This window comes from Ferroacidibacillus organovorans (assembly GCF_001516615.1).
Lineage (GTDB): Bacteria > Bacillota > Bacilli > Alicyclobacillales > SLC66 > Ferroacidibacillus > Ferroacidibacillus ferrooxidans_B.
The window spans coordinates 1-25,989 of the sequence record NZ_LPVJ01000018.1 but is presented as its reverse complement, the minus strand read 5'-3'; the positions used below and the strand labels follow the sequence as shown (position 1 = coordinate 25,989).

The window sequence follows — 25,989 nt, the reverse complement described above, 5'->3', positions numbered from 1 at the left end:
CGAAAAAGAGACGCCGACGAATCGGCGTCCCCGCAGTCACTTTCGAATATCGAGAACCTCATATTGAATGGTTCCCGCAGGCACGGTGACTTCAACCGTTGAACCGACCGATTTTCCGAGCAACGCCCGCCCAACTGGACTCTCATTGGAAATCTTGTTCTCTGTCGGATCAGACTCTGCTGATCCTACAATGTGATACTCGACATCTTCTTTAAACTCCATATCGCGAAGGGTAACCGTCGACCCGATACTAACGACTCCCGTGTCGATCTCTTCATCATGGATAATGCGCGCATTGCGCAGCATCTTCTCAAGCGTAATGATGCGCCCTTCTACGAATGCTTGCTCATTCTTGGCATCCTCATACTCGGAGTTCTCGCTGATATCGCCATAGCTAATCGCCACTTTAATTCGTTCCGCAACTTCACGCCGCTTGACAGACTTTAAATGTTCCAGTTCATCTTCCAATTTTTTCAATCCAGCAGGTGTTACAAGGACTTCTTTTTCAGACATGTGTTTCGCTCCTTTGCCCCTCTTGCCACACCGCGACCCCTATAAAACGCATTCATCGTCCTATGAGCATCATGGATGCTCCATCTGTAAAAGCGTCACAAACACTCTCACTCAGAATCTGCGGTAATTATAGGGTATGGATTGTGGAGTGTCAATGAATGTTCAATGTCCCATTTTACGAGATGATAACGGCCGATCTTCTTCTGTGAATCAGCGTCACAGTCAAAAATCGGAATTCTTTTTATCCTACACACAAAGCAACTTTTACATGTCAATGATGGATACTTGTACAAACACCCTCGAAACATTCGGATGAATTTACCATCACGCGCTCACCCGGGACGAATGAAGAATTTCCAACAACATCTCCTCCATACCCGCCACCGTCTCCTGTAGATTGATACGATCACGCAAGACCGCCGCGCCAGGGATGCCCTTTACATACCAACCCGCGTGTTTGCGCATTTCGCGCACTCCTGTATACTCGCCTTTGTCCTCCACAAGCAAATGGAGATGTTCTATCGCAACTGCAATTCGCTCCTGCACATCCGGAGGGGCAAGCTTGTTTCCCGTCTCGAGAAAGTGTGAGATTTCTCGAAAGATCCACGGATAGCCAAGCGCAGCCCTGCCCACCATCACCGCGTCACACCCCGTTTCTTGAAGCATCTGCAGCGCGACTTCAGGCGAGTCAACGTCCCCATTTCCAACCACCGGAATCGAGACCGCCTCCTTTACTTCGCGGATGATCGACCAATCAGCCCGACCCGAGTACATTTGGCGCGCCGTTCGACCATGGACGGTAACAGCACGGGCACCTGCCGCCTCGACAGCTTTTGCCACTTCCACCGCATTGACGTGTTCATCGTCCCATCCTTTTCGAAACTTGACCGTCACAGGTTTATTGACGCGTTTTACAACAGCCTCAACAATCTTTGCCGCGTACGATGGGTCCCTCGCAAGGGCGGCGCCCGATCCATTTTTGTAGATCTTCAAAACGGGACAGCCCATATTGATATCAATGATGTCAGCATTTGTCGCACTACCGACCATCTCTGCTGCCTGAACCATTGTTTCAATATCATATCCCACCAGTTGCAAGCTGACAGGGTGTTCATCCGGTACGATGGTCAACATATGCTGTGTGCGTTCATTCTTATGCACAAGCGCCTTGTCACTGACCATCTCAGCGCAAACCATTCCTGCGCCTAACCGTTTTGCCAGATTGCGAAAAGGTGGATTGCAGACACCCGCCATCGGCGCCAAGATCACCGGGTTGTCGAGTGCCACACCGCCAATTTGGAGCGGTGCATGCACAACGCCGTGTGCTGACATCCAAACCATCTCCTTAAAATGTAAAAACGAATCGATAGAGAGGTAAATATCCTCTCGCGTCCCGATTCTCTATTCTGTATCAACCCCAGGATCCCAGCGATCCAAAACGGCGCACACCTTCGCGCGAAGCCACCGCCGAACACAAGGCGCGGATTGTTTTGCCGGTCAGCGGATGCACCATCTCAGGAGCGAGTTCTGCAAGCGGAACAAGGACGAATGCTCGCTTTAGCATGTGTTCGTGCGGAATCATCAGTTCGGGCAGATCGGCAATCACCGTCTTGCCACACAATAAAATGTCCAAATCAATCACGCGCGGCCCATATCGCACTGTACGTATACGCCCCATCGCCTGTTCAATTTCAAGGAGCGAACGCAACATGGCGTACGGATCCTCCGGAGATGCCACGTGAACCACTGCGTTGAGAAATTGGGGTTGATCCAGAAGTTCCATGGGTTCCGTCTCATAAACGCTGGAAATCGCACGCACACACGCTTTCGGCATGTGTGCGATGTGTTTGACCGCCTGAACCAAGTAATCTTCTCTCTGTCCTACATTTGAACCAAGCGAGATCATGTAGTCACGATGCATTATGCCCGCACCATCGCATCCGTCATGCGAACAACGCGCGCCATGGCACCCACATCATGCACGCGAACTACATCGGCGCCACGGGCAACCGCCAGTGCAACCGTCGCCGCAGTGCCTTCGATTCGCTCTTGAACAGGCACATTCAAGACGTGACCAATCACTGATTTACGCGATGTGCCAACCAAGACAGGATACCCCAATCGCTTGATCGCATCCGTCTCGTTGATCAAACGCAAGTTTTGCTGCATCGTTTTCCCAAACCCGATCCCCGGATCAAGTATGATCTTTTCACGCGAAACCCCAGTTCGGATCGCTCGCTCTACGAGATTTTGCAGCGCGTCACAAACCAATTCTACAATATCCCCGCGAAGTTCAGGTTCATCCGTCGAATTATGCATCAAGACAATTGGAGCGTCCCACGTTGCGGCCGCGCGCAGCGTTCCATCGTCGTGCTTTCCACCCCATACGTCGTTGACCAAATCCACCCCGGCGGCAAGCGCTTTGCCGGCCACCTCACCTTTGTACGTATCAATGGAGATCGGCACATCGATCGCTTCACGCAGCGGTCCGAGAACCGCCGCAATGCGACGCCACTCTTCTTCTACGCTAAGCGGCTCATGTCCTGGCCGTGTCGACTCTGCCCCGAGATCGATCAGATCCGCCCCCAGTGCAACCATATCAAGTGCGTGCTCAATCGCGCGTGCAGGATCGATATAGCGTCCTCCGTCAGAGAATGAATCCGGGGTGACGTTAAGAATCCCCATGACAAGTGTTCGCTGCCCCAAAGACGCAAGGATTGAACGTCGCTCGCGCTGTTGCGTGGCAAGTTTCAACGACGTCCCTCCTTACTCAGTCAAATTGAAAAAGTGCTGTACTCAGATATCGTTCGCCATTCGAGGGAGAAATCGTTAAAACCCGCTTGCCGCGCCCCAATTCTTTGGCAACCTGGATTGCGGCAAAGACAGCCGCGCCCGTGCTGATTCCAACGAGAACGCCTTCCTGTCTCGCCACAGCGCGCGCCATTTCAAACGCATCTTCGTTGCGCACTTGAATCACGCGGTCGAGTAATTTTACATCAAGAATGGACGGAATGAAACCCGCTCCAATGCCCTGAATTTTATGTGGCCCAGGATTTCCTCCAGAGAGCACAGGAGAGTCTGTCGGCTCTACTGCAATGATTTTGCAATCCGGAATTTCCCGCTTAAGCACGCGTCCAACGCCAGTCACTGTGCCACCCGTGCCAACACCCGCGACAAACGCATCCAACTGTCCACCCATTTGTTCAACAATCTCTGGCCCCGTCGTCTCTTCGTGCACGCGGGAATTGGCTGGGTTATCAAACTGCTGAGGAATGAAAAATTTCTCAGGATTGGTTTGCGCAATCTCTTCTGCTTTGGCAATCGCTCCGCGCATTCCTTGCGCGCCAGGTGTCAAAACCACTTCTGCTCCGTACGCGCGAAGCAGGCTGCGGCGTTCCACACTCATCGTATCTGGCATAACGAGAGTTGCCTTGTAGCCTTTGGCCGCCGCTACCATCGCAAGCCCGATCCCAGTATTACCACTGGTTGGTTCAACAATCGTATCCCCTGCACGCAATTTTCCTGAGCGTTCCGCATCTTCTACCATAGCGAGCGCAATTCTGTCTTTGACACTGCCCCCCGGATTAAACCATTCAAGTTTTACATACACATCCGCCGCTTCTGCAGGCACAAGCGTGCGCAACTTGACAACGGGTGTTTTACCGATCAAGGATGTGACGCGATCCTCTGTCTTCACGAGAAAATCCCCCCATTTCTTTGATGTTGCAAAGCATTGCGCTATCAAAACCGTTTTTTCCAGTCTCCTTAACTGTACAATGTAGACAGAAACGCGTCAATCCGACTTTACCGATCAGTATTTCGCGACATCGTGAAATGATAAAACCTCTTCACGTGTAAAGTGATATTTGGTCAAACAAAAGTGACAGACCAATTCAGTTGTTTCTTGTTCATCCGCCAACTTCTTGAGCTCGTCACGCCCAAGCGACAAGAGAACGCGACCCAATCGCTCCTTACTACACGTGCACTGAAACTGAACAGGTTTTTGGTCAAGTACCTGCAGATTCGAACCACAAGCCATTCTCAAGAGATCCTCAGGCGTCGCTCCGTCGCGAATCAGGCTGCTGACATTCGGCAAACGGGCCATTGCATCTTCAAGCGCGCGCAGTTCTTCCTCTTCGACGTCTGGCAAGGCTTGCACCAAAATGCCGCCCGCTGAGATCACCGAAAAATCGCGGTCGACGAGAACACCCACAGAGACGGCTGACGGAGTCTGTTCAGACACCGCGTAGTAGTACGTAAAGTCTTCTCCAATTTCGCCCGATACGAGAGGGACTGATCCACGGTAAGGTTCTTTTAGGCCGAGGTCCTTTGTCACATAAAGCGAGCCTTCGCAGCCGACGGCCGTCCCGACATTCAATTTGCCATACGCGTTTAACTCTAATTCGACGTGAGGCTCGTCAATCATGCCACGGACATCGCCACGACCTGTCGCCACGACGAGAATGTTGCCCAAGGGCCCATTTCCACGCACTTGAATCGTGACCTGATGATCATCCCGTTTAAGTCCCACCGTCATGATCGCGCCCATGGTCGCGACACGTCCCAACGCCGCTGATGCGACAGGCCATGTGTCATGTCTCTCTTGAAGCGTTCTCACAAGATTTGTGCTGCGCGCCGCATAGCCGACGATATGGCCGCTTCGCGTTGTTCCCGTTGCCACATAATCGCCTGTCATGCTTGATCTCCTTCACGCTTTTTTTCGGCGTTCATGTTCCAAATGTGGCGCAGACCCTTGAGCGTGAGCAGTGGATCAACCACGTCAATCCACTCAGACTCCGAGCAGACGAGTTCAGAGATCCCGCCCGTCGCCACGACGCGATACGGGAGAGGAAGCTCTTCACGGATGCGCTTGATGATTCCATCCACTTGCCCAATACTCCCAAAAATCATGCCTGACTGCATAGCGTGAACGGTATTCCGCCCAATGACGGAAGGCGGTTTTACCAATTCAATACGCGGCAGTTTGGCTGCCCGTTGAAAGAGCGCCTCTGTCGAGATTTGAATCCCTGGCATAATGACGCCGCCGAGATATTGCCCTTTTTCATCGATGACACTAAATGTGTTCGCCGTCCCAAGATCCACGATGATCAGCGGATAACCGTACTCTTTGATCGCGCCTATCGCATCCACCAGACGATCCGCGCCAACATCGCGCGGTGTATCATACAAAATGGAGAGAGACGGCACAAGATCTGCCGTGACAATCATTGGTGGGTGCCCGAAGTAGCGCTGACACATCCGCTCAAGCGCAGGCATCAGCGGTGGTACGACTGACGAAATAATCACATCGTCAATATCGCTCAAACGCAGTCCAGCATCCGCCAAAAGCGATTTAATATGTAATCCCAGTTCATCCTCAGTCTCATCGCGCAACGTGCGCAAACGCCAGTGATGTTCCAGCGATGCTTCGCGATAGACGCCAACAACAATGTTTGTATTCCCCACATCGATCACAAGTAACAGTTCGCTCACCTCAATTTTTGATCCTATAGCGAACCGGGTGCCTCAAGAGGCACCCGGTTCGCTCGCTCGAAAATCGCTATCAGGTCAACGTGGGCGTCGGACCGTCACCAAAAGCGCTCCGTCCGTTGATGGTCACCTTTGGACCGTCGTCTTGTTCAACAAGCCGTCCATACTCCATCAGTTGGCGAATCTGTTCCCCGTCGAGCGTTTCAATCTCGAGCAGAGTTGTCGCGATCAGATCCAATTTCTCGCGATGCTCTGTGAGCAGCGCGCGCGTCCTCTCATAACACTCGTCAATAACCGAACGCATCTCCTGGTCAATCTCGTACGCGATCGCGTCACTGTAATTCTGTTCAGACCCGATGTCCCGCCCGAGAAAGACCTGCCCTTGGCGATGCCCGAACTGCATTGGCCCCAAGCGCTCGCTCATGCCAAATTCCATGATCATGCGACGAACGATATCGGTGATGCGTTCCAGATCATTCGAAGCGCCTGTGCTGATTTCTCCAAGAACGATCTCTTCGGCGACACGTCCGCCCAAAAGTTCGATCACGCGTTCCATAATGTCTTCACGCGTCATATAGCTGCGGTCTTCTTTTGGCAGGCTCACCGTATAACCGCCAGCCATTCCCCGCGGGATGATCGTCACCTTGTGCACGACATTTCCCGTCTTTAGATAATACCCGCACACCGCGTGCCCTGCTTCGTGAAACGCCACGAGGCGCTTCTCCCGATCGCTGATGACCTTGCTGCGCTTTTCCGGCCCTGCGATGACACGATCAATCGCATCATCAAGTTCTTTCATCTCGATCACTGGCTTGTTTCGACGAGCCGTCAGCAGCGCCGCTTCATTGAGCACGTTCTCAAGATCCGCCCCTGTAAAGCCAGGCGTGCGTTTGGCAATCACATCAAGGTTGATATCTTTTGAAATCGGTTTATTGCGCGAGTGCACTTTAAGAATCTGTTCGCGTCCGCGCACATCCGGACGGTCAACCGTGATCTGCCTGTCAAAGCGCCCTGGGCGCAAAAGTGCCGGATCGAGAATGTCTGGACGGTTGGTGGCGGCGACAATGATGATTCCTTCATTCGCGCCAAAGCCATCCATCTCAACGAGCAATTGGTTCAGGGTCTGTTCGCGTTCATCATGCCCACCGCCAAGACCTGCGCCGCGCTGGCGGCCGACTGCGTCAATCTCGTCGATAAAAATAATGCACGGCGAATTCTTTTTCGCCTGTTCGAACAGATCGCGCACGCGTGACGCACCGACACCGACAAACATCTCGACGAAGTCGGAACCGCTAATGCTGAAAAACGGAACGCCAGCCTCCCCCGCCACCGCGCGCGCGAGGAGCGTCTTTCCTGTACCAGGCGGTCCAACGAGCAGAACGCCTTTTGGAATGCGTGCGCCAACAGCGGAAAACCGCCGCGGATCTTTTAAAAACTCCACCACTTCCACAAGCTCTGTTTTCTCTTCATCTGCGCCTGCCACATCTTCAAACGTGACGCGCTTTTTTTCTTCCGTGTAGAGACGCGCTCGGCTCTTGCCAAAATTCATGACGCGATTGCCGCCGCCCTGCCCCTGATTGAACAGGAAAAAGAACAATACAAAAAACAAGAGAAATGGGACAATCGTGCTTAAGAACGTTAGCCATGACGATTCTTTAGGTTGGGGATAGATCGTCACATCCGCAGGCAGGCTGCTCAATTGGTTGACAAGCGCTTCTGAATAGAGTGCCCGAGAGGTGAATTGCGTCTTATTCACTAACTGGCCCTGCAGTTGAAGCGTTGTTCCATCCGCCGTCACTTGAAGCGATTGAATCTCATGATTTTGCATTGCAGTTCTGAATTGACTCCATGAAAGCGGCTGGCTTGAACTCGATCCAGGCACCAGAAACTGGAGCACACCAATGATGATAAGTAGAATGAGCAGATAAAAAATCGCACTCTGATAGAAACGTCTCATTCCCTACCTCCTCTCGGTCAAGGCTCAGATATTGTAACACAATGCGGAAGGAAATGGCACGAGCCTTATGCGTTCCCGAGATTTCGCGCGAGTCGCATTCAATCCTGCGCCCCTGCATAAATCGACGGTTTCAGCACGCCGACATACGGCAGTTCGCGATAGCGCTCCGCATAGTCTAACCCATAGCCGACTAAAAAGTGCCCGGGGACTGTAAATCCTGCAAAATCTGGTGTAATCTCAACAGTTCGTCCGCTCGGTTTATCAAATGCAGACGCGATGCGCACCGACTTTGCGCCGCGACGCAACAGTGAGTCGCGAAGATAACTGAGCGTCAATCCACTATCGACGATATCTTCCACCAGCAGGACATCACGTCCCTCAATCGGCCGCTCAAGATCCTTTAGAATTTGGACAACGCCCGACGACTTGGTGGACGCCCCATAGCTCGACGTGGCAATAAAATCCATCTCAAGCGGTATCGTCAGATTTCGCACAAGGTCTGCCATAAACAAAAATGCACCCTTGAGAACTCCGACGACAATGAGCGGTTGTTCAGTAGAGATCGCTGAAATCTCCTTGGCCATCTCTTGAATTCGTTGGTCAATTTGTTCTCGTGAGCAGAGAACTGATTCAATATCTGGATGCAACCTCTTTACTCCTTCACGCCTTGGTGTCATGCACACAATGCTACACATGATCTGCTGGATTGTTTAAAAAGATAGGGTGCACAGAAATGGTGTACACCATTTCGCCCTGTTTTTGCAATCCATCATCGATTGGATCGGTGAGTCCCGGAACCCAAAGGATGCGTCCGCGATACACAAAAACCGGATATAGCCGACGCAGCGGCGCAGGCACGCGATATGTATTGAACAAATCCGACACGAGTCGTTCACGCGTTGCGCTTACCCGAACCCGATCCCCTGTTTGCCAAGGGCGGAATGCCAACTCCGCAAGCGCCGCAAAACGCATCTGCCATACATTTTTCAACGTATTCCCTTCCGGAGAAACCGTGAGATGAAACCAAGAAAAACGCAGGCAATCGCCATGCGCAAGATGTTGAAGCGCAAACCCGCAACGCGAGACATCAACACGTCGCTCCAGTCGCACCAAGCGGTTTGTCGCCGCAACCTGCCACTCACTCGACAGTTCTTGCCGCCCGGCTTCACCGCCTGTTGCAAGCTCGCGAATCCGCTCGACATCGCGATATTCCCATGATTGTAACGGCAGTAAACGTTCTAATACTAGTTTAACCACTCGCCGTTGTAAAGCGACGTGATGCATTAGAAGCGTTTGTTTCACGATCGTAACAATTTCTCGGGAAGACACCACGCACTGACGTGCGATCGCCTGTGCCATTTGTTGCAAGGCGTCATCTTCCTCGCGCACTACCTCAGCCATGCGCCCCACTGTATCGTCGAGATGATCACCAAACTCTGCGCGCAACAGTGGAAGGATCGTATGCCGGATGCGATTTCTCCGATAATCAAGCAAATCGTTCGTTTCATCGTGCACAAAGGGCACGGACGCTTTGCACTGATACGCCGTCAGCGCAGTGGGTCGCACATGAAGCAGCGGTCGGGCAATCAGAAACGCCCCGCGCGCTGTAACCATTTTCATGCCGCGCATGCCGCGCATACCCGTACCGCGAAAAACGTGATGGAGGATTGTCTCCAACTGATCCTGTGCGTGATGAGCTGTTGCGATGACATGGAGACCATACGTTTTACACATCCCGAGCAACGCATCATAGCGAAGCGCCCGCGCCGCTTCTTCAGCGCCCTCACCCGTTTGCGCCATGCGCTCTGGCGCGTCGACCTGGCGGATATGAATCGGAATGCCGACGTTTTCACACCATGTTTTCACAAAGGATGCATCGCGATCCGCCGTTTCTCCCCGCAACCCGTGATGAACATGCCCTACGTGAATCTCCACACCACTGAATTCACGGCATGCAAGTGCGGCATGGATCATCACCATCGAGTCCCGTCCCCCACTCACTGCAAAAAGAATGCGGGAATCAGAGTAACGAAGCATGAACTGTGCAAGCGCCTCAGTGACGGGATCCAACGCGCCACCCCCATGCGGCACGCGCCACAACGCCTGCCATGACAAGACCTGACGCGATCGCTCCCGCAATAAACGCCGCCTCCAATAGCATGGAGATCCCGGTGACGTTCTCGTGTACCACGAAATCTCTCATTGCCATATAGGCACTCGATCCGGGAACAAGACTGACGACACCCGGAACCGCAAAAACGGTGACAGGCATCCGGAACTGACGGGCAAACCCTTCACTGATTAAGCTTACGCAGAGGCTTGCCAAAAAAGCCGCGACAACGACGTTTAATCCGCGATCCAGCGCCCCGATATAGAGCAGATGCGCAATAAGCCCCAAGAAACCGATCGGCAGGATCGATTTTGGCGGAATCTGATACAAAACACCGACCGCAATGGTCGCCAAGATGCTAAACAGGCTCGCAATCAAGAATGACCCTCCACCACAATGATCATGCTAAGAAACAAGATAAACGTTGAGATCGATTATAAAAAATGAGCGAATACGCCAATGGACAGCGTGACGGCCACCGCGAGAGCAACAGCCGTAAATAGTCCCTCGGCGCCCCGCGCGACACCCGCCAGCAAATCACCTGCGAGCAAATCGCGAATGGCGTTTGTAATGGCAAGTCCCGGTAAAAGCGGCAAGATTGCGCCAATCGTAATTGCGCCCTGTGACGTTGAGTGAACAAGTACACCAAAGCCCTCTGCGAGAAGGGAGGCGATCAGTGCGGCGAGGAGCACGCCAAAAAAGCGCGGCACAAAGCGATTGAGCCACGAGACGGTCGATTGTGCCGTCAATCCCGCGACGGCTGCGACGACAAAATCGATCAGCGTGCCACCGAGCACAACGGCAAAACTGCCGCTTGAAATCATCGCGGCAAGCAGTTGCATCCCTCGCGAATAACGCGCTGGCGCCGCCTCGATTCGCTTTAATGCACCAATCGCATCATCAAGCGTACATGAGCCCGAGGCAAAGCGGCGAGAAAGATCATTGATGGCCGTCACGCGCCCAAGGTCCATTTGCCCCGGCTCGCGCATACGGCACAAACGCGTTGTCGTGCCATTTTCCGTTGTGACTGATATGAAGATTCCCGTCGGCGTCACAAAACTTTGAACTTGGTCATCCGAGAGACCTGCACCGCGCGCCAGATGATCGATCATCTTCTCGACGCGTGATGTCTCGCCTCCGCACGAGAGCAACAGACGAGATGCCTGGATTAATAAATCAAGAAGCGCGTGTTCATCCAAACGCTATCACTCCGCTCGCTTTTTCGCGTGCGCGGCGAATTGCGTCCCGCACATCATATTACCTGAATTGTACACGACGCGTGCGCAGGGGGATAGCGTTTAGCGACTCACGACAAGAATACCGACAAGACTCGACGCAAAAACGATAACTGCAGCCAGTAGTCCATAGTCTGTGGAATCCCAGCGACGGCGTGATTTTCGCGTAGAGCCTGCAAGCGCATACGATGGCACCGTACGCTGGGTGGAGCGTAGGTAGGCCTGAAGCATACGAAGGACGTCCCTGCTCGTACAATCATTTGTGAGCACAAAGGAGAGCCGATCAAGCAAATCAAGATGCGGACCAGGCATACTCATTTGATTCGCGACATAAGCGCGACGCTCGCGAGGATGTGCGGTGGCAAGGCGCTTCAAATCGTGTTTGGGAATCGGGCGAAGAAGATGCACTGCCAACATGCAAACTGCAAAAAGGTCATAATGGACGTCCGCTTTGCGCGAGCCGAACCCCCACCACGCGCGATCAAACGGCTCGGTGAATTCCTTGACGGCTTGGCCGATGACGGTGACGCCGCCAAAATCAATCATGGTCAAGCGCCCGGATGTCTTTTCGATTAAGAAATTTGACGGCTTGATATCACAGTACGCAAGGCCTGCATCATGCAGGCGTTCGAGCATCGTCACCAACTGTTCGAGCACAATCGGGAACTGCTGTAGATTCGCCTTGGTTTTGATCCACTCGTCAAGTGCCTCACCGTCGATGTACGTCATCACAAGTACAGGCCAATAGGCATGTGCAAAATAGACGTCATCAAGCTCCACCACATCGGGTGAGACATGGAGTTCCCGGGAAATATCTGCCATCGTGCGCAGTCGATCGCACTCAACGGCAAGCGCCGAAGCCTGCGCGCTCACCTTGAGCGCATAGCGCTGTTTTTCATCATCCGTCACAAGATAGACAGCGCCGTTTGCGCCGATTCCAATCAAACACGTTACGCGGTACGCACGTTTTGAAAAACGCCCCGTCAGCACAGTCCCTTCTGCAAATCTCGGGATGTCGGTGGCGTCTGCAATTTTATACGACATGGTTCCTCACATCTCCAGATCGTCCATCTTCGAGTACGTCCGCACTTCGATTGCGCAATAATTCACCCATCGCAGCCTCCAGCGCCGGGCCCGTCGGCGTGTTCCCGGATGGCCGTAAACGTCCGATATAATCTGCCAGCCCACCTGCAAAATCACGCTGTCTGACGAGATCGACCGCCTCGCCGCGCGCGCCTGGATACGTTACGACGAGCAGTTCATACGCGCCGCGCCTGGCGGACAGCCCGAATTCCAGATCCCGAACCGATTCGCGAACAGCCGCCATTTTGCTCTGCATACTGGCAGATGCATCAAGCACGAGCGCAATGGTCAATTCGATCTCATCCGTCATCGTTTCAACGAACCGCGCCACCTTCGTTCGCGTTTCCGGCGGCAGTCCATCAGACGTTTCTCCGACCAATTGACGAAGTTCCGCGTTTACGACGTGATGGAGTGTCAGTTGCATCGTCTGCCGCGTCACCATTTGCATCGTCTGCGAAAGATCATGCGCCTGCACCAAGCGGCAGATGCCTCCGCCTGCCTCTGCGATATTTTGCGCTTCGCGCCTGCCCTGCTCGCCGAGCGACCCCTCATCCAAAATCCCGATGACACTTGTCGTCATCCCGCGCGCACGTGCGCACTGCGCAACGTAGACTGGGTCTGTCCCCACATTGGAGCACCCGTCCGTAATCAAGAGGATTTGGCGGATTCCTGGTTCTTCACGCATTGGCTACCACTCCATCAATGTTTTACTTCCTAGTTTGCCCCCAGGCGGGCCATTTCATCCCTCTCTCAAAGCTTCACAAGGCGCTCTGCGTTGGCAGGATGGGTAGGGATGCGCTTGCGTCGCGGATTTCTAAGCTTTGGGACTTCTGGAATCGGTATCGTCGCCCATTGAGGCCGATGCGGACCAATGCGCGCGCAGACCACGGTCATATCGTCACGAATGACGCCGCCTGACGCGCGGACAGCCGATTCGAGCAGGAGATCCGCGATCACCTGTGGATCGCTGTAATCTAGACGCTCAAGTTGACAGCGCACCCACTCTTCCGGGTCTTTCATATGGGAAACGGCGTCAAGCACTCCATCGGACATGAACGTCAAGAAGCTTCCCTCAGTCAGCCGAACCGTGATGGTCTGTACGTCAATCTCGTTTAAAATGCCGATTGGCACACTGTTTCCGGTGAGTGAACGCACCACTCGGCCCTGTTTTACAAATGTCGCAACAGAACCGACTTTGAGAAACTCCGTCTGCAGTGTGTAGAGATCAATGATGGCAAGGTCAAGGGTCGCGTAAATTTCCTCCTGCGAGCGAAGGGCGAGCGCTGAGTTGACTGTCTTGACAGCTGTCGTCTCATCAAATCCTGCCCGCAACAGTTGTTGCACCATACGCACCGCTGCGTTTGACTCCTGATGAGCGCGCTCGCCGTTTCCCATGCCGTCGCTCAGTGCGATTGCAAAACGTCCCGTGCCAAGATCCACTGTCGTATACGAATCTCCACTATGCAGTGCACCATTTTTTGACGCACTCGCATACCCTGCGATCACGTCATACTTGCGCGCAGAGCCGAGTGTAACCACTTGGTAGGATCCGTCGCGAGACATCTCCGTTTTGCGCACGGCGATCGTCTCACGAAGCAGATCAGAAAGAATCGGCGCCACCAATTTTGCGCATTCATCATGCCCAGATGGGTTTTGCTCCAAGATCTGGATTTCTACCTGACCTTCTTCCAATGACATGATCTCGATGCCATGCACCTGATACCCTATGGATGAGAGCGCATCAATGATCTGTTTCTCTTGACGGACACTCTCTCCATTTTCGCGCTGCAACTGCTGAGAGAATCCTTTCATCATGGACGCGACACCGTCGAGTTGAGATGCGACAAGGCTCCGCGCATCAGCGATGCGAACCTGAACTGCGTGTTCTAGCGCCGTCATGTGCCGTGCCTGCTTCATCGTCGTCAGCAACTGATCGTTTTTGATGCATATGCGCGCCATCGCGTCGGGCATCTCTGTCACCGTCATGCGCGGGTTTGCCGCAATGCCTGCGAGCGTCTGCGCCATGGCCTTGTGCGTTTCTGGCCATTTCAATTCGAAGCAGTCACGCTGGCGGCGACAGTGTGAGCAGAGATCAAAATGAACTGTGTCGATCGTACGCAGCGTGACATTCTCCGGATCGAGCGCCGGAGGCTCACTCGATGTCTCATGAAATGTAGACGAAAGATCCTGAAAAACGCGAGATATCTCATCCATCCGCGAAGTCATCAAATCTTTGATGCGCCGCGCCTGGTCTAGTTGGCGATTGTGAAAGTGCGTCGTTCCAGGGACATAGCGCGCCAGGAAGTGATGCATTCGCTTTGGCGTCACCAAAAAAAGCAGCGTCGCTAAAGCCGCCGCAATCATCGCCCCCTCTGCACCACGCATGCCGAGCAAGTCGACGGCCAGCGCCGAAGAGGCGATCAGATAGCCGATTCCCATCACGTAGCGTGATGTATCGCGAAACACACCAGCCAGAAGTCCGGCAAACCCGAGATAGGCCACGTCTGCGCCGCTTTGTCCACCGCCAAGTGCAATGATCAAGCCACAGATGACCCCTGAGGCGGCGCCGATCCCCGCTCCGCCAACGGATGCGAGAGAGAGGACGAGATACCCGGCTACCATGGGCTCAAGTTGAACTCGATCCACAGCCAATCCGTGCAATCCGGTCAGACAAGACGCAGCAATGATGAGAATGCCGACCCACTCTTCCATGCCAAGCGTGCGATCGTTTAAGCGATTCCACTGGATGGTTTGCGGCAGTTGCATGAACATATAGGCCAACAGTCCGCAAAGCAATGCGTCAACCATTGAAAAAACAACCGTATAGCTGTTTAGTCCATTTAGCGGGGCAGAGAAACCAATGCGAAATCCAAAGTCCACGGCTGCCGCGATAAAGGGGAGCGAGGAAACTTCAAACGATTTCGTCGCCTTCATCACGCGTTGAATGATGGCAAAGGAGATCAGCATGCTGGCAAGCATGAGCGGCTGTGTGCCAGCAGACATATGCGAAACGCTACCGATCAACAGCCCCGTTGCCAGCCATAAGGCTGTACCTCGCCGCATCTGCAAAGCGATTGCAAATGCGGCGACAGGAAATGGGGTGAGCGATCCGACAATGACGGCGCGTCCAAACAAAACACCGACGATGAGCACAAAAAACATCAATAACAACCGCTGCCACACGGTCATCGACGCCTGCTTCGCCTGCTGCGGATGCTGTTTTTTTACAGTCGGCTCCGGCGGCGCAGCCTCGGATTGCGATGAAGTGCGTACGAGATGAATATGCGTGCGACGACGACTGTTTTTTATCGACATCCGATTTTGATTCATGAATTGCACCACCCGCGCATAGAATAGTTTTTATTCTACCCACGTGACAGTACGAAGGTTGTCACAATTTGTATGGAAAATAGGCAAATTTTACGACAAAGTTCTCACTCCGTTGCGTGAGTTGCGCACATCGTGGGAAAACCCCATAATGAGGCAAAAACAAAGGGGAACCACGGACGTGCGCAAACCCTGGGATCACTATTTTATGGAAGTCGCCGCAATGGTTTCGACACGCGCGACATGCCCACGCCGACAAGTGGGCGCAGTCCTTGTCAGAGATCGGCGAACGATCGCCTCGGGCTATAATGGGAGTGTGTCAGGCGATGAACATTGCGAGGATGTCGGATGCAACATTGCTGACGATCACTGCATACGCACAATTCACGCAGAAAGCAACGCGATTTTGCAATGTGCCAAATTTGGTGTCAGCACAGAAGGCGCAACAATGTATGTCACGCACTTCCCCTGCCTGCAGTGCACCAAACAAATCATTCAATCGGGGATCACTCGTGTCATCTATCAAGAAGCATACCGAGTCGATATGTATGCACTGGAACTATTTCAGCGCGCGAATGTAACTGTCTTGAAACTCTCGGACCACAATGAGGTGTTAGGCGTATAGTGTAGCATCCCTGAACAAGGAGCTGTCTTTTATGCCGACATGGCTTAAAAACCAGTTGACGCGCGCGTTTCGAGATGGTGACAAACGGTCTGTGGTCATGCTGAATCGCGTCTACTACAAATATCGAAGAAACACTCACTCCGCAGAAACCACCCCTTGATAGGGAGTTTTCCACAAAAAAGCAGCAAGCCAGATATGTGGCTTGCTGCTTTTCACAAAAACTATCCGCGTCGACCACCGCGGCCCCCACGCTTCGAATCGCTACGGCGAAGCGCTTGCAGGCGATCTTCACTATCTCTCATAAATCGGCTCATTTTGTCTTCAAACGTCTGACGATTCATCCCACCGCCACTATGTGGACGGCGCGGAGGACGCGCTGCCGCTGGCGGACGATCTTGCGCCTGACGGATCGAAAGGCCAATTTTATTATTATCAAGGTTAATCACTTTCACCATAACTGGGTCGTTTACTTTCAGGTGTTCGTTTATGTCTCGCACATAGGAGTCAGCAATCTCAGAGATGTGTACGAGGCCCGTCTCTCCTCCTGGCAATAACACAAAAGCCCCAAAATGAGTGATACCTGTGACTTTCCCTTCAAGTTTGTTGCCCACTTCAATTGCCATAAAAGAGATAGGTCCCCCTCTGATCATCACTTCATCAATACAGATTATACTCATGCTTGAAAAAAGGTGTCAAGAATTCGCAAACTTACTTTGGTCGGTTGTTTGCGTTTCCTGTAGTAAAAAGAATCTCACCTGGTTGAATGAGATTGTATTTCTGTTCAGCTAACTGGGCGATATACGAATCCGTAGAGAGATTCTTGACCTGGCGAGACAGGGAGGCCGCAAGGAGTTTTGCATTTTGTAATTGGTTCGTAACCTGTTCCTTGGCAAGCGCCTGTTGCTCAAGCAGTGGTCGCTGCACAAAAAAGTAGACGTATCCTCCCCAGACAAGAAACGCGGAAACCACCAAATACCTTAGCTTAAAGCGACTGCGCAACCGCGATCCTGACGCGATCTGCACCACGTTTGCAGGCTGTTTCATTCAATCTTCCTTTACCGTTTCCGAGAAGTGAATGGGAACCGCTACTCCTCTTGGTCATCTTCTGACGCATCCTGGTTACTTTCGTCCCCCAGAGGATGGATCCATTTTGTAATTCTTTTCTGCACATGACCCCATTTTTCCTTCATGAAAATAAGGCTTGGACGCATTTTTTTTTATTCCAAGCAAGGCCAGATGAATGCCCCACCGCTTTAGCCATCTTCCTGCCGTGACCACAGGCCACAACACGATCGGTTCCATCGCCCAAAGCCCGCGGTCTATCGAGCGCACAAGCAGGCGGATACCTCGCAACACTGCAAGAATGGGGCGGATGAAGATTGCGTAGATCGCTTGTCCAACCCACAAAATCACATGGTAGATAAACCGCAGGATAAACACTGTGCTGGCGATGACAAGCGGCCTTGCAATAAAATGATAGAGCGCGTAACCCACGAGCAGAAGTGCAAAAATAACGATGCGCACCTCGCCGTGATTGACACCAAGCAGCAGGGTGAAAACAAAAACGACGCCAAAAAGCCAGAAAGAGAGATCAAAAAGTGCCGAAAATCTCCGCAAAAATCTCCACTCGCGCTGGGCCGTTCGGTACACATCATGAATCATGCCAAGAAGCGCGCCTGTCATTGCCATCAGCGTCGCAGTCGCGTATTGAACTGTAATATCCATCGCAAATCAGCGAAACAGCCGCGACAATAGTTTTTTTCCCTTTTCCGCGCCGTGATATCCGTCATCAAGATAGGCCAAGTCAAAAACAACGCCCTCAATACTCACAAGACCCGTTTCCAGACTCAGCGCTTTGATGTGCAAATTTTCCCCGCGAATGGATAGCATCCCGCTGCACGTCTGAAGAACAAACTCTTTCGTGTCAAACGACTCAATGTTTTGTACGCCCGTCACTTCCGTGAACTGACGGTTGACACTGAGCACCTGATGTTTGTCAAACTCTCGATGCGTTCGCTCATCGACCAAAGGACATCCCCCCGAACCTTTGCGGAGCCACTAGGATACCGCGTTGTTTCGGTACTACTCTATGGCAGTCGGCAAAAGGTTAGAACCTCGGGAAGCAAAAAAGAGGACGAGCTTCGCTTAGTCGTCCTCTTCATTCTCAAGGTCATCGGGCAGTCGGTTGTCAGAAAGCACCGTGTACATCTCGTGAGCCACTTCTTTACGCATATTCTCCGCGATTTTCTCTACACGCACCGACATCGTGCGCGAGCCAAAGCGCAGTTCGATCGCGTCACCCACGGAAACCTCAGTCCCCGCTTTCGCCACCCGACCGCCCACACTCACGCGGCCGTTGTCACACACCTCTTTGGCGAGTGTGCGTCGTTTGATCAAGCGAGAGACTTTGAGGTATTTATCCAGCCTCACGCTTTCGTGAATTCGCGAAGCTTGTTCCCAGGCTTGAATGCGGGAATGGAGGATTCGGGAATCTCGATCGATTCGCCAGTCTGCGGATTGCGACCACTGCGCGCTTTGCGCTTGCGCGTCTCAAACGTGCCAAATCCGATCAGTTGAACTTTGTCGCCGGCTGCCAGTGCTTCAGAAATCGAGTCGAGCAGCGTGTTGACCGTCAGTTCGACATCCTTTTTCTTGAGACCGCTTTTCTCAGAAATCTTATTGACGAGATCAATTTTATTCATGGGCCTGTACCCCTTCCGGTATGGGAGAATCTCCAAAACTGACTATTCGCTGTCAGTTAACGTATTTCCTTCATTTCTCATGTTTTCTTTCGCATTTTGCCAAAGTTTCTCCAAAAGATCAAGACTCAACCCGCGAATTTCCAGGTTTTTTTCGCCCGCAGCCTGCTCCATGTGGTCAAATCGTGCGCGAAACTTCAAATTTGCGCGTTTTAGGGCGGATTCCGGGTCAATCTCGTAGAAGCGCGCCAAATTAAGCAGCGAAAAGAGGATATCGCCAAATTCGTCTTCCCTCTCGTCCATTCCACGCGCCTCCGAAAGCTCGCGCACCTCCTCATCCACCTTCGCATAGATCTGCACGGCGTCTGTGAAATCAAATCCAGCCTCCGCCGCGCGCGCTTGCAGTTTGATGGCCTGTGCAAAAGGAGGAAGCGCCCGACTGACGCGATCCATCCACGTAACATGCTCTGTGCCCTTCTTGCGCCGCTCCTCTGCCTTGATCGCTTGCCAATTGGATATGACCTCGTCTGAAGTGAGCGTCGTCTGCTCTGTAAAAACGTGCGGGTGCCTACGAATCAATTTCTCGTTCAAGTGGCCGATAATGTCATCCATGGTGAAGAGTCCGTCTTCTGCGCCAATCTCTGCATGCAGCGCCACTTGCAAGAGCAAATCGCCAAGCTCGTCCACAAGTGCATCCGGATCATCCTGTTCAATGGCGTGCGCCACTTCATACGCCTCTTCAATGGCATAGCGGCATAGCGAGAGATGCGTCTGCTCTTGATCCCACGGACATCCATCAGGCCCGCGCAAGCGGGCCACAATCGCGCGCAGTTCGTGAAACTGGCGGCGTAAGAGATGCGCATCCATACTCGGTGGAACGTACAGTGTCGTCAAATGATCGATCGTTTCCAGGCGGTCCAGTTGATAGACCGGTATGCGCTGCATACGTTCCTGGCCCGCGACGCCGACTGACTGCGCGAGAAGGATCTCATACGCATCGCCGTAGACCTCCGCCAGGGTTATCTTGACCTCATTGGCAATCATCGGATTGTACATTTGCAAAAGGACCGTGTGCAGTCGCGGGTTGAGCTGGCGCGCCGCGAGATCGGTCGCGTCAAGTAACAACACGCCTTCAACCGGATCGACATCGATACGCAAAAACAAATCGTCAAGAAAGCTCTGCCCCGGTCCGAAAACCAATTCATGACCAGCACTCGGGATGCGCTCGCGCAACAGGCGTACCGTTTTTTCGGCAACTGCCGGATGGCCAGGAACGGCGTAAAGCACCTCTCCACGCTCTGCAGTGGCCGCAACTAATTCCTCAACAATTTTCGTATATACCTCATCAAAATCATCTGCTTGGTCATAAATAGCGTCAAAACTCTGAAATAACACACCTTCCCTGCGCAAGTCGTCAACGACAGGATGGCGATCCGTCCGCAAATACACCGCGTTTGAAGCAAGTAGCCTCCGATACGCGCCAAGCGGGAGCGCATCGAGCGCTCCCGCACCTAATCCTATGACCGTAAGACGGCCCACAGTTTCCACCCTTTCTTGTCAGAGGATGCCGATTCGCTTGAACGTGCGAACAAGCGGCCTCCCCACTTTAGGAACCGCCGAGAGTTCGCGATCTGTGAGTCCGCCTGAAACGAGCAGTGCGATAAGGTAAACCGCGATGCCGACACCCACGCCAAGCATCGTGACAACCGTCGCGTCAAGCCGCGTTGACAAGATCACGTGGATCCTCTCCCACTGGCGATAGACCGCAAATGTGAATGCCCCCATAATGCCAGATGCCACAAGGGGGCGCAAGAGCCAATCGCGCGAAGACGAACCAAGCGAGATGACGCGGCGCAGCGCCAGGAGGTTGTACAGCGCAGCCACCCCATAGCTCGCGGCCGTTGCCATCGCCGCGCCGTCTATGCCGTAGTGCGGGACTAAAAGCAAGTTTAGCCCAATTTTCACAGCGGTTCCAAGGAGCAAGCTCTGAAACGGAATGAAGACGCGACCAATCCCTTGCAAGCTCGCGGCAAGCGCAATCTGTAGCGTGCTAAACACCGTAGCGACAGCTAATATCTGAATGCTGTGATATCCCGCCGCATTGCGAAACAGCATAATATCAATCGGGCGCGCCAAAACAGTGAGCCCAACCGCCGCAGGAATTGAGAAAAGCGCCGTCATGCGCAACCCCGTTTGCACGCGCTCGGCCGTACCGCTCTCGTTGCGCAGGGTGTGCGCCTCTGAGACCGAGGGAAGCAGCGCTGCACCCACAGAGCTCGCGAGCGTCGCCGGGAGCATCGCCAGTTTAAACGCGCGTCCTGACAATAGACCAAAGGCGCGCGTCGCTGCCTCTTGAGTGAATCCTTGATGTTTTAAAAGATTGGTCACGGTCAACGCGTCGACGTTGCTGATGATCGGGATGACCAGTGCCCCCAAACTGACAGGCACCGCATAGTAAATCAGTTGCCACACGAGCGAACGCGTGCTCTTTCGCCCTTCGCGCGACGCGTGACCGCGCTGTGCCGCTCTTTCACTTGTACCCCTTTGTCCCGCGCTCTCATGTGTTCGCTCAAGACTCCCTCGCTTACGCGCGCGCCATGCGTAGATTGCGAGGACACCCCATGCTGCCAGCCCCCCTGTCACCGCGCCAAACGCGGCAACGGCAGCCGCCGTTGAATTGCCCATGCCAAGGCGAATCGCGATGTACGCGCCGCACAGAATCGTCGTGACGCGGATCAACTGTTCAATCAATTGCGAGATCGCCGTCGGTTTCATTTGCTGCCAGCCCTGAAAGTACCCGCGCAAACTGCTCACCATCGGCACAATAAAAAGGGCCGGTGCAATCGCGCGAATGGCATAAACCGAGCGCGGATCCCCGGAGATGCGCGCAAACTGTGCGGCAAAAAGATAGAGACCAACCGCCGTGACCATGCCGAGCACACCAAGCAGCACGGATGAGACGCGATAGACGCGGCGCGCCGATTCAACATCGCCAAACGCTGCATGCTCGCTCACAAACTTGGACACAGCGACCGGAAAACCTGCCGTTGAGATGATGAGAAGCGTTGCATAGATGGGATAAGCCATCTGATAGAGTCCCATCCCGCTGTCACCGATGACATTCTGCAAAAAGACCGTATAAATCGAGCCCATCACCTTGGAGAGAATCGCAGCCAATGTGAGGATGGCCGCACCCTTGACCATTGCACGACTTGAAGGCACAGCCACGCACCCCTGTCCATCATTCTCATGGGAGTATATGGACAAGTGCGAGAATGTAGCACTTCCGCACGCCTGCGATTTATGACAACCTGTAGAGTGGCACGTATTTTTTCTCAAAATAGCGGATCAGCGCGTCTGCCTTCAAAGGTTGTCCCGTGATATCCTGCACCAATTCTCCAGGCTCGCGCAGTCCGCCAAATCGATGAATCCGCTCGCGGAACCACTCTCGTATCGGCATGAGTTCACCACGCCGCACATCATCCCACAGATTGGGCATTTCCTCCTCAAGTTTCTCTGCGAACTGCGCACTGTAGAGATTCCCGAGCGCGTACGATGGAAAATAGCCAAAATCGCCGCCCGACCAGTGCACATCCTGAAGCACCCCATTCGCATCCGAATCAGGCACAACCCCCAAGTATTCTTTCATTTGCGCGTTCCACAGTTCTGGCAGGTCTGTTACGCGCGCATCCCCGGAAATCGACGCTTTCTCGATCTCATAGCGCACCATGATGTGCAGATTGTAGGTCAGTTCGTCCGCCTCGACACGAATCAAACTGGGTTTAACCGCGTTGATTGCTGCGTAAAAGGCATCCCGTGTCGTATCCCCCAGCGCATCCGGAAACACCACCTGAAGATCTCCGTAAAAACGCTCCCAAAACGGCATACTGCGCCCGAGAATGTTCTCAAAGAACCGCGATTGTGATTCGTGAATGCCCATCGACGTCCCGCCAAACAGCGGCGTCCCAAAGAGCGCAGGGTCAACCCCTTGCTCGTAGAGTGCGTGACCTCCTTCGTGGATCGTGCCAAAAATCGCCGAATTGAAGAAATACGGCAGGTAACGCGTCGTCACGCGCGCGTCGCCAAGCGAGATCGTCGTCTGAAACGGATGCGCCGTCTCGTCAAGTCGTCCCGCCTGCAGGTCATACCCGATCTTTTCAAGGATCGTGAGACTGAATGCGCGCTGTTTTTGCGGGTCATAGAAACGCTCAAGAATTGATGTATCCGGTTGCTTTGCTTCGCGGATCTGATCAAGTAGGCGCAGTGTCTCCCCGCGCAGTTTGGCAAACAGCGGATCGAGGGTCGCCATTGTCAAGTCAGGTTCATACTCATCGAGCAGCGCGTCATACGCGGGACCTTTCCAGTCGCGATACGCGATAAACTCGCGCTTCATCTCGACAATCTCCGTCAAATAAGGGGCAAACGACGCAAAATCGTTTGCTTCTCGCGCGTCAACCCACACCGCCTCCGCCTTCGAAGTCAATCGCGCAAACGCCTCCAGGCGATCGATCGGAACGCGTTTGATGCGCTCCAATTGTTTTCGCATTCGCCAAAACGAGCGCCGAGTCACCTCGTCGAGCGATGATTCACTATCCGCAAGCGCCTCCAGGATCTGCTCCATAGGCTCTCCCAACAATAAGCGAAAACGCTCTCCCGCGAGTGTCGAGAGAACTTGTGCGCGGCCTTCAACCCCTTTTTTCGGAAGCTTTGTCCGCGAATCCCAGGAAAGCAGCGCGATGGCGCTGTCATAATCGGAAATTTTCTGCAACAGTGCCCGGAATTCCTGAATATGGTTTTGTGCCAAGGGGAATTTCTCTCCTTATCGTTTAAAATAGTTGAGAATAAAGCAGATTCGATTGCGGTGATCCACCACTTGTCCGTGAAGCGCGCCAAAAAATGTATCCTGCAACTCAACGGTAACTTCCCCGTCTGCCTTCAGTGTTTCGTATGTAGTGCGAATCTCGTCTTCACTTTCGCATTGCACAATCAGTTTCACATTCTCACTCACGGGCTGACGGCCATACGTTGCCGAAAAGTGAATCAGGCTGTCGCTAGGTGAAGTTCTGCGTGCATGACGGTGCCATCTTGTTTATTCAGGATTTTTACATCTCCGCCAAACACGCGCTGGTAATACTCGACCGACGACGCCACATCCTCCACAATGACGTAGGGGCTTACGCTTTTCACACCCATTCACCATCCTTCATCTATTCCCAACGCCTTACATTATAGCGCAAGGTCTTTTAACGTTGTTGTTAAACTCCCTATAGGCTCGCGAGAACCGCGCCAAGAATGGTGACAGCCCCACCGCCGACCGACAATATCGACACCGTTTCGCGAAGCAGCAGGATGCCAAAAATCACGGTCCAAACCGGCAGCAAATTGATATACGGCGCAGCGCGGCCTGCACCCACGATCTTTACCCCCGTGTTCCACGCGAGGTACGCCCCCACGGATGCGAACGTGCTCACATAGAGGACGGAGAGCCAGGCCAAAGGCGTCATGTGAATCATGTTCAGACGCACCGTACCAATGCAACTCAGTGCGCTAAAGAGCGTCCCGTATACGGCGGCGCCTGCGGTCATGGTCAGCGGGTCCATCGTCTTTCCAAAGCGTTTCCCAAGCACCGTATAGATCCCCCACGCGATACAGGAAAGGACAATCTCAATCTCTCCGACTATCGACGAGTGGCCGTTTGCCGCGTGCTCCCCTCGAATCAAGATCACCACACCAATGATCGATAGAAACGCGCCCGTCCACGCCTTGGCTTTGACACGTTCTTTTAAAATGAGTGGCGTAAACAGGAGAATGGCAATGGGGATCCCCGCCGATATCATCCCCGCCTGTGCGGCGCTGATGCTGCGCAGCCCCAGATAGGTGAGCGTTGAAAACGCAAAAATACCCACGAAGCCAAGAAGTGCAAACTTCTTCCACTGCGAAAAGAGCGGAAGCCTTTTATGATTCATGGACAGCAAGCCAAAAAGGAGCAGGCTGGAAATCGCCCAGCGAACGGTATTCAGCAAGTTAGACGGCAACGCAGGCGCCAAATAGCGACCACAGATGTAATTGCCACCCCAAAGAATGGTGGCGACAACGAGAAGCATAATTCCACGTTTCATTCGTCCCCTGATCCTCTCGAAAACCCTTTTTAAAGACTAACGCTCATCTGCCGCACGCCAGAACAAGATTCCACCATGTTTTGATATCCTGAAGGCGTCGTAATGCTGTGTATGATCACCCTGTTGATTGTACATTCGGACAGCGACGATTGGGTATTCGGGAATCACGAGTCACGGCACCTTAAAAGTTTCCGGTTTTCTAAACTCCGAGAACGTCACAATAAATCTGTACGGCCCCTCCCGCGTGAGTGAAATCGGCGCAGGAATCCTTCGCATCGAAAAAGAGGCTGATCGATCCATTCTCAGCCGTTTCAAAACGATATCTGCCAAAACCATTCAAGGCGACGAAATCTATCTGGAGTATACCAAAGCCAACATCGTGCGAGGAAATCGAGTGTTCATTGGCGTAAGGGGCCACATCGATTTGGTCGAGTATCGCACAGAATTCGAGCAGCACAAAAAGGCGCAATTGGACGATGACCGGAACTGGAGTCTCCCATGGCGGAACGTTCCAAAAGGTCAGAATCACGGGAGAAAGCACTGTGGCAGCTCCTTAACCAGTGATCGTCTTAGGGTTATAGGGCAAATCGATGTGATGGGCAACGCAAAATTCCAAAGTGCAAACTAGCGAGATTCAACTCGGGAGAACGAGGAAAATTCCTTCTCCTTCATCACGAACATTAGGAAAGTCATACAAAAAAAACATTTCACTGTGAATCCAAGTTTGTTAGCATATGGGTATCGTGATGTGGATCATGAGTTATGCAGTTGCTGTATAAATTTGGATTTCTGTTTTTGTGTAAAGTTTATGAAATCACAATAAAACTATTG

General features: G+C 53.0%; 28 protein-coding genes and 1 pseudogene. 2 read left to right on the top strand and 27 right to left on the bottom strand.

The features are described 5' to 3' along the window. Positions 1–36: 36 nt before the first annotated feature. From greA to spoIIE, 15 genes are all read right to left on the bottom strand, one after another. Positions 37–513 carry a transcription elongation factor GreA gene (gene greA / locus ATW55_RS05550; protein WP_067713765.1) on the bottom strand — a complete coding sequence of 159 codons (477 nt, stop codon included), beginning with the start codon at positions 511–513 and terminating at the stop codon, positions 37–39. Positions 514–837: 324 nt separating this feature from the next. Then, positions 838–1,845: a tRNA dihydrouridine synthase DusB gene (gene dusB, locus ATW55_RS05545; RefSeq protein WP_067713762.1), complete on the bottom strand. Its 1,008-nt coding sequence runs from the start codon at positions 1,843–1,845 to the stop codon at positions 838–840. 79 nt (positions 1,846–1,924) lie between these two features. Further along, positions 1,925–2,434 carry a 2-amino-4-hydroxy-6-hydroxymethyldihydropteridine diphosphokinase gene (gene folK / locus ATW55_RS05540; protein WP_067713758.1) on the bottom strand — a complete coding sequence of 170 codons (510 nt, stop codon included), beginning with the start codon at positions 2,432–2,434 and terminating at the stop codon, positions 1,925–1,927. Next, the gene (gene folP / locus ATW55_RS05535; protein ID WP_067713755.1) at positions 2,434–3,267 is read right to left on the bottom strand and encodes a dihydropteroate synthase; all 834 of its coding nucleotides are present in this window, start codon (positions 3,265–3,267) and stop codon (positions 2,434–2,436) included. The genes folK and folP overlap by 1 nt, the downstream gene beginning before the upstream one ends. Before the next feature lie 16 nt (positions 3,268–3,283). After that, positions 3,284–4,210: a cysteine synthase A gene (gene cysK / locus ATW55_RS05530; RefSeq protein ID WP_082685587.1), complete on the bottom strand. Its 927-nt coding sequence runs from the start codon at positions 4,208–4,210 to the stop codon at positions 3,284–3,286. A 114-nt stretch (positions 4,211–4,324) separates the two neighbouring features. Next, positions 4,325–5,209, bottom strand: a complete 885-nt coding sequence (gene hslO, locus ATW55_RS05525) for an Hsp33 family molecular chaperone HslO (RefSeq protein WP_067713750.1) — start codon at positions 5,207–5,209, stop codon at positions 4,325–4,327. Further along, positions 5,206–5,997, bottom strand: a complete 792-nt coding sequence (locus ATW55_RS05520) for a type III pantothenate kinase (protein WP_067714018.1) — start codon at positions 5,995–5,997, stop codon at positions 5,206–5,208. Before ATW55_RS05520 ends, hslO begins: the two co-directional genes overlap by 4 nt. 79 nt (positions 5,998–6,076) lie before the next feature. Beyond that, a complete protein-coding gene (ftsH, locus tag ATW55_RS05515; RefSeq protein ID WP_067713746.1) occupies positions 6,077–7,960 on the bottom strand; it encodes an ATP-dependent zinc metalloprotease FtsH in 1,884 nt (627 codons plus the stop codon). A 98-nt stretch (positions 7,961–8,058) separates the two neighbouring features. Further along, positions 8,059–8,607 (bottom strand): hypoxanthine phosphoribosyltransferase, encoded by a 549-nt coding sequence (hpt, locus tag ATW55_RS05510; protein WP_067713743.1) that lies wholly within the window; start codon positions 8,605–8,607, stop codon positions 8,059–8,061. Between the two features lie 40 nt (positions 8,608–8,647). Then, positions 8,648–10,030, bottom strand: a complete 1,383-nt coding sequence (gene tilS, locus ATW55_RS05505; protein ID WP_067713739.1) for a tRNA lysidine(34) synthetase TilS — start codon at positions 10,028–10,030, stop codon at positions 8,648–8,650. Further along, on the bottom strand, positions 10,014–10,448 hold the full coding sequence (locus tag ATW55_RS05500; RefSeq protein ID WP_067713734.1) for a threonine/serine exporter family protein: 435 nt from the start codon (positions 10,446–10,448) through the stop codon (positions 10,014–10,016). Before ATW55_RS05500 ends, tilS begins: the two co-directional genes overlap by 17 nt. Before the next feature lie 56 nt (positions 10,449–10,504). Next, positions 10,505–11,269 (bottom strand): threonine/serine exporter family protein, encoded by a 765-nt coding sequence (locus tag ATW55_RS05495; RefSeq protein ID WP_067713730.1) that lies wholly within the window; start codon positions 11,267–11,269, stop codon positions 10,505–10,507. A gap of 99 nt (positions 11,270–11,368) precedes the next feature. After that, positions 11,369–12,349, bottom strand: a complete 981-nt coding sequence (locus ATW55_RS05490) for a protein kinase domain-containing protein (RefSeq protein WP_067713727.1) — start codon at positions 12,347–12,349, stop codon at positions 11,369–11,371. Then, positions 12,339–13,073 carry a hypothetical protein gene (locus ATW55_RS05485; protein WP_067713723.1) on the bottom strand — a complete coding sequence of 245 codons (735 nt, stop codon included), beginning with the start codon at positions 13,071–13,073 and terminating at the stop codon, positions 12,339–12,341. Before ATW55_RS05485 ends, ATW55_RS05490 begins: the two co-directional genes overlap by 11 nt. A gap of 65 nt (positions 13,074–13,138) precedes the next feature. Continuing rightward, positions 13,139–15,718, bottom strand: coding sequence for a stage II sporulation protein E (gene spoIIE / locus ATW55_RS05480; protein WP_067713718.1), 2,580 nt, complete (start codon positions 15,716–15,718; stop codon positions 13,139–13,141). A 178-nt stretch (positions 15,719–15,896) separates the two neighbouring features. Between spoIIE and ATW55_RS05475 the strand changes: the two genes are divergently transcribed. Both ATW55_RS05475 and cmpA read left to right on the top strand, forming a co-directional pair. Then, positions 15,897–16,340 carry a deoxycytidylate deaminase gene (locus tag ATW55_RS05475; protein ID WP_423742952.1) on the top strand — a complete coding sequence of 148 codons (444 nt, stop codon included), beginning with the start codon at positions 15,897–15,899 and terminating at the stop codon, positions 16,338–16,340. Between the two features lie 31 nt (positions 16,341–16,371). Beyond that, positions 16,372–16,500 (top strand): cortex morphogenetic protein CmpA, encoded by a 129-nt coding sequence (cmpA, locus tag ATW55_RS16025; protein ID WP_153005023.1) that lies wholly within the window; start codon positions 16,372–16,374, stop codon positions 16,498–16,500. Positions 16,501–16,561: 61 nt separating this feature from the next. Here cmpA and ATW55_RS05470 read toward each other — a convergent pair whose 3' ends face one another. From ATW55_RS05470 to ATW55_RS05415, 12 genes and pseudogenes are all read right to left on the bottom strand, one after another. Further along, complete coding sequence (locus ATW55_RS05470; protein ID WP_067713709.1) at positions 16,562–16,963, bottom strand: S1 domain-containing RNA-binding protein; 402 nt, start codon at positions 16,961–16,963, stop codon at positions 16,562–16,564. Positions 16,964–17,048: 85 nt separating this feature from the next. Continuing rightward, on the bottom strand, positions 17,049–17,384 hold the full coding sequence (locus ATW55_RS05465; protein WP_067713705.1) for an FtsB family cell division protein: 336 nt from the start codon (positions 17,382–17,384) through the stop codon (positions 17,049–17,051). 75 nt (positions 17,385–17,459) lie between these two features. Then, positions 17,460–18,065: a spore cortex biosynthesis protein YabQ gene (yabQ, locus tag ATW55_RS05460; protein WP_082685578.1), complete on the bottom strand. Its 606-nt coding sequence runs from the start codon at positions 18,063–18,065 to the stop codon at positions 17,460–17,462. Between the two features lie 6 nt (positions 18,066–18,071). Continuing rightward, positions 18,072–18,368 carry a sporulation protein YabP gene (gene yabP / locus ATW55_RS05455; RefSeq protein WP_067713698.1) on the bottom strand — a complete coding sequence of 99 codons (297 nt, stop codon included), beginning with the start codon at positions 18,366–18,368 and terminating at the stop codon, positions 18,072–18,074. Between the two features lie 117 nt (positions 18,369–18,485). Then, positions 18,486–18,770: an RNA-binding S4 domain-containing protein gene (locus ATW55_RS05450; protein ID WP_067713694.1), complete on the bottom strand. Its 285-nt coding sequence runs from the start codon at positions 18,768–18,770 to the stop codon at positions 18,486–18,488. Beyond that, entirely contained in the window at positions 18,767–19,042 is a 276-nt protein-coding gene (locus tag ATW55_RS05445; protein ID WP_067561260.1) for an HU family DNA-binding protein, read from the bottom strand. The genes ATW55_RS05450 and ATW55_RS05445 overlap by 4 nt, the downstream gene beginning before the upstream one ends. A gap of 42 nt (positions 19,043–19,084) precedes the next feature. Then, positions 19,085–20,578 (bottom strand): nucleoside triphosphate pyrophosphohydrolase, encoded by a 1,494-nt coding sequence (gene mazG, locus ATW55_RS05440; protein ID WP_067713691.1) that lies wholly within the window; start codon positions 20,576–20,578, stop codon positions 19,085–19,087. 18 nt (positions 20,579–20,596) lie between these two features. Then, complete coding sequence (locus tag ATW55_RS05435; protein WP_067713687.1) at positions 20,597–22,261, bottom strand: putative polysaccharide biosynthesis protein; 1,665 nt, start codon at positions 22,259–22,261, stop codon at positions 20,597–20,599. A gap of 79 nt (positions 22,262–22,340) precedes the next feature. Further along, a complete protein-coding gene (locus tag ATW55_RS05430; RefSeq protein ID WP_067713684.1) occupies positions 22,341–23,843 on the bottom strand; it encodes a carboxypeptidase M32 in 1,503 nt (500 codons plus the stop codon). A 15-nt stretch (positions 23,844–23,858) separates the two neighbouring features. Continuing rightward, a pseudogene (locus tag ATW55_RS05425) lies at positions 23,859–24,226 on the bottom strand (VOC family protein). A 77-nt stretch (positions 24,227–24,303) separates the two neighbouring features. Continuing rightward, a complete protein-coding gene (locus ATW55_RS05420; protein ID WP_067713680.1) occupies positions 24,304–25,158 on the bottom strand; it encodes a DMT family transporter in 855 nt (284 codons plus the stop codon). Between the two features lie 199 nt (positions 25,159–25,357). Beyond that, the gene (locus ATW55_RS05415) at positions 25,358–25,699 is read right to left on the bottom strand and encodes a hypothetical protein (RefSeq protein ID WP_067713677.1); all 342 of its coding nucleotides are present in this window, start codon (positions 25,697–25,699) and stop codon (positions 25,358–25,360) included. Positions 25,700–25,989: the final 290 nt, after the last annotated feature.

Excerpts from the sequence above, each read along its gene's own strand:
- greA (WP_067713765.1), bottom strand. The coding sequence starts at position 513 with ATGTCTGAAAAAGAAGTCCTTGTAACACCTGCTGGATTGAAAAAATTG.
- dusB (WP_067713762.1), bottom strand. The coding sequence starts at position 1,845 with ATGTCAGCACACGGCGTTGTGCATGCACCGCTCCAAATTGGCGGTGTG.
- folK (WP_067713758.1), bottom strand. The coding sequence starts at position 2,434 with ATGCATCGTGACTACATGATCTCGCTTGGTTCAAATGTAGGACAGAGA.
- hslO (WP_067713750.1), bottom strand. The coding sequence starts at position 5,209 with ATGACAGGCGATTATGTGGCAACGGGAACAACGCGAAGCGGCCATATC.
- ftsH (WP_067713746.1), bottom strand. The coding sequence starts at position 7,960 with ATGAGACGTTTCTATCAGAGTGCGATTTTTTATCTGCTCATTCTACTT.
- ATW55_RS05490 (WP_067713727.1), bottom strand. The coding sequence starts at position 12,349 with ATGTCGTATAAAATTGCAGACGCCACCGACATCCCGAGATTTGCAGAA.
- ATW55_RS05485 (WP_067713723.1), bottom strand. The coding sequence starts at position 13,073 with ATGCGTGAAGAACCAGGAATCCGCCAAATCCTCTTGATTACGGACGGG.
- spoIIE (WP_067713718.1), bottom strand. The coding sequence starts at position 15,718 with ATGAATCAAAATCGGATGTCGATAAAAAACAGTCGTCGTCGCACGCAT.
- cmpA (WP_153005023.1), top strand. The coding sequence starts at position 16,372 with ATGCCGACATGGCTTAAAAACCAGTTGACGCGCGCGTTTCGAGATGGT.
- ATW55_RS05470 (WP_067713709.1), bottom strand. The coding sequence starts at position 16,963 with ATGGCAATTGAAGTGGGCAACAAACTTGAAGGGAAAGTCACAGGTATC.
- ATW55_RS05465 (WP_067713705.1), bottom strand. The coding sequence starts at position 17,384 with ATGAAACAGCCTGCAAACGTGGTGCAGATCGCGTCAGGATCGCGGTTG.
- yabQ (WP_082685578.1), bottom strand. The coding sequence starts at position 18,065 with ATGGATATTACAGTTCAATACGCGACTGCGACGCTGATGGCAATGACA.
- ATW55_RS05445 (WP_067561260.1), bottom strand. The coding sequence starts at position 19,042 with ATGAATAAAATTGATCTCGTCAATAAGATTTCTGAGAAAAGCGGTCTC.
- ATW55_RS05420 (WP_067713680.1), bottom strand. The coding sequence starts at position 25,158 with ATGAAACGTGGAATTATGCTTCTCGTTGTCGCCACCATTCTTTGGGGT.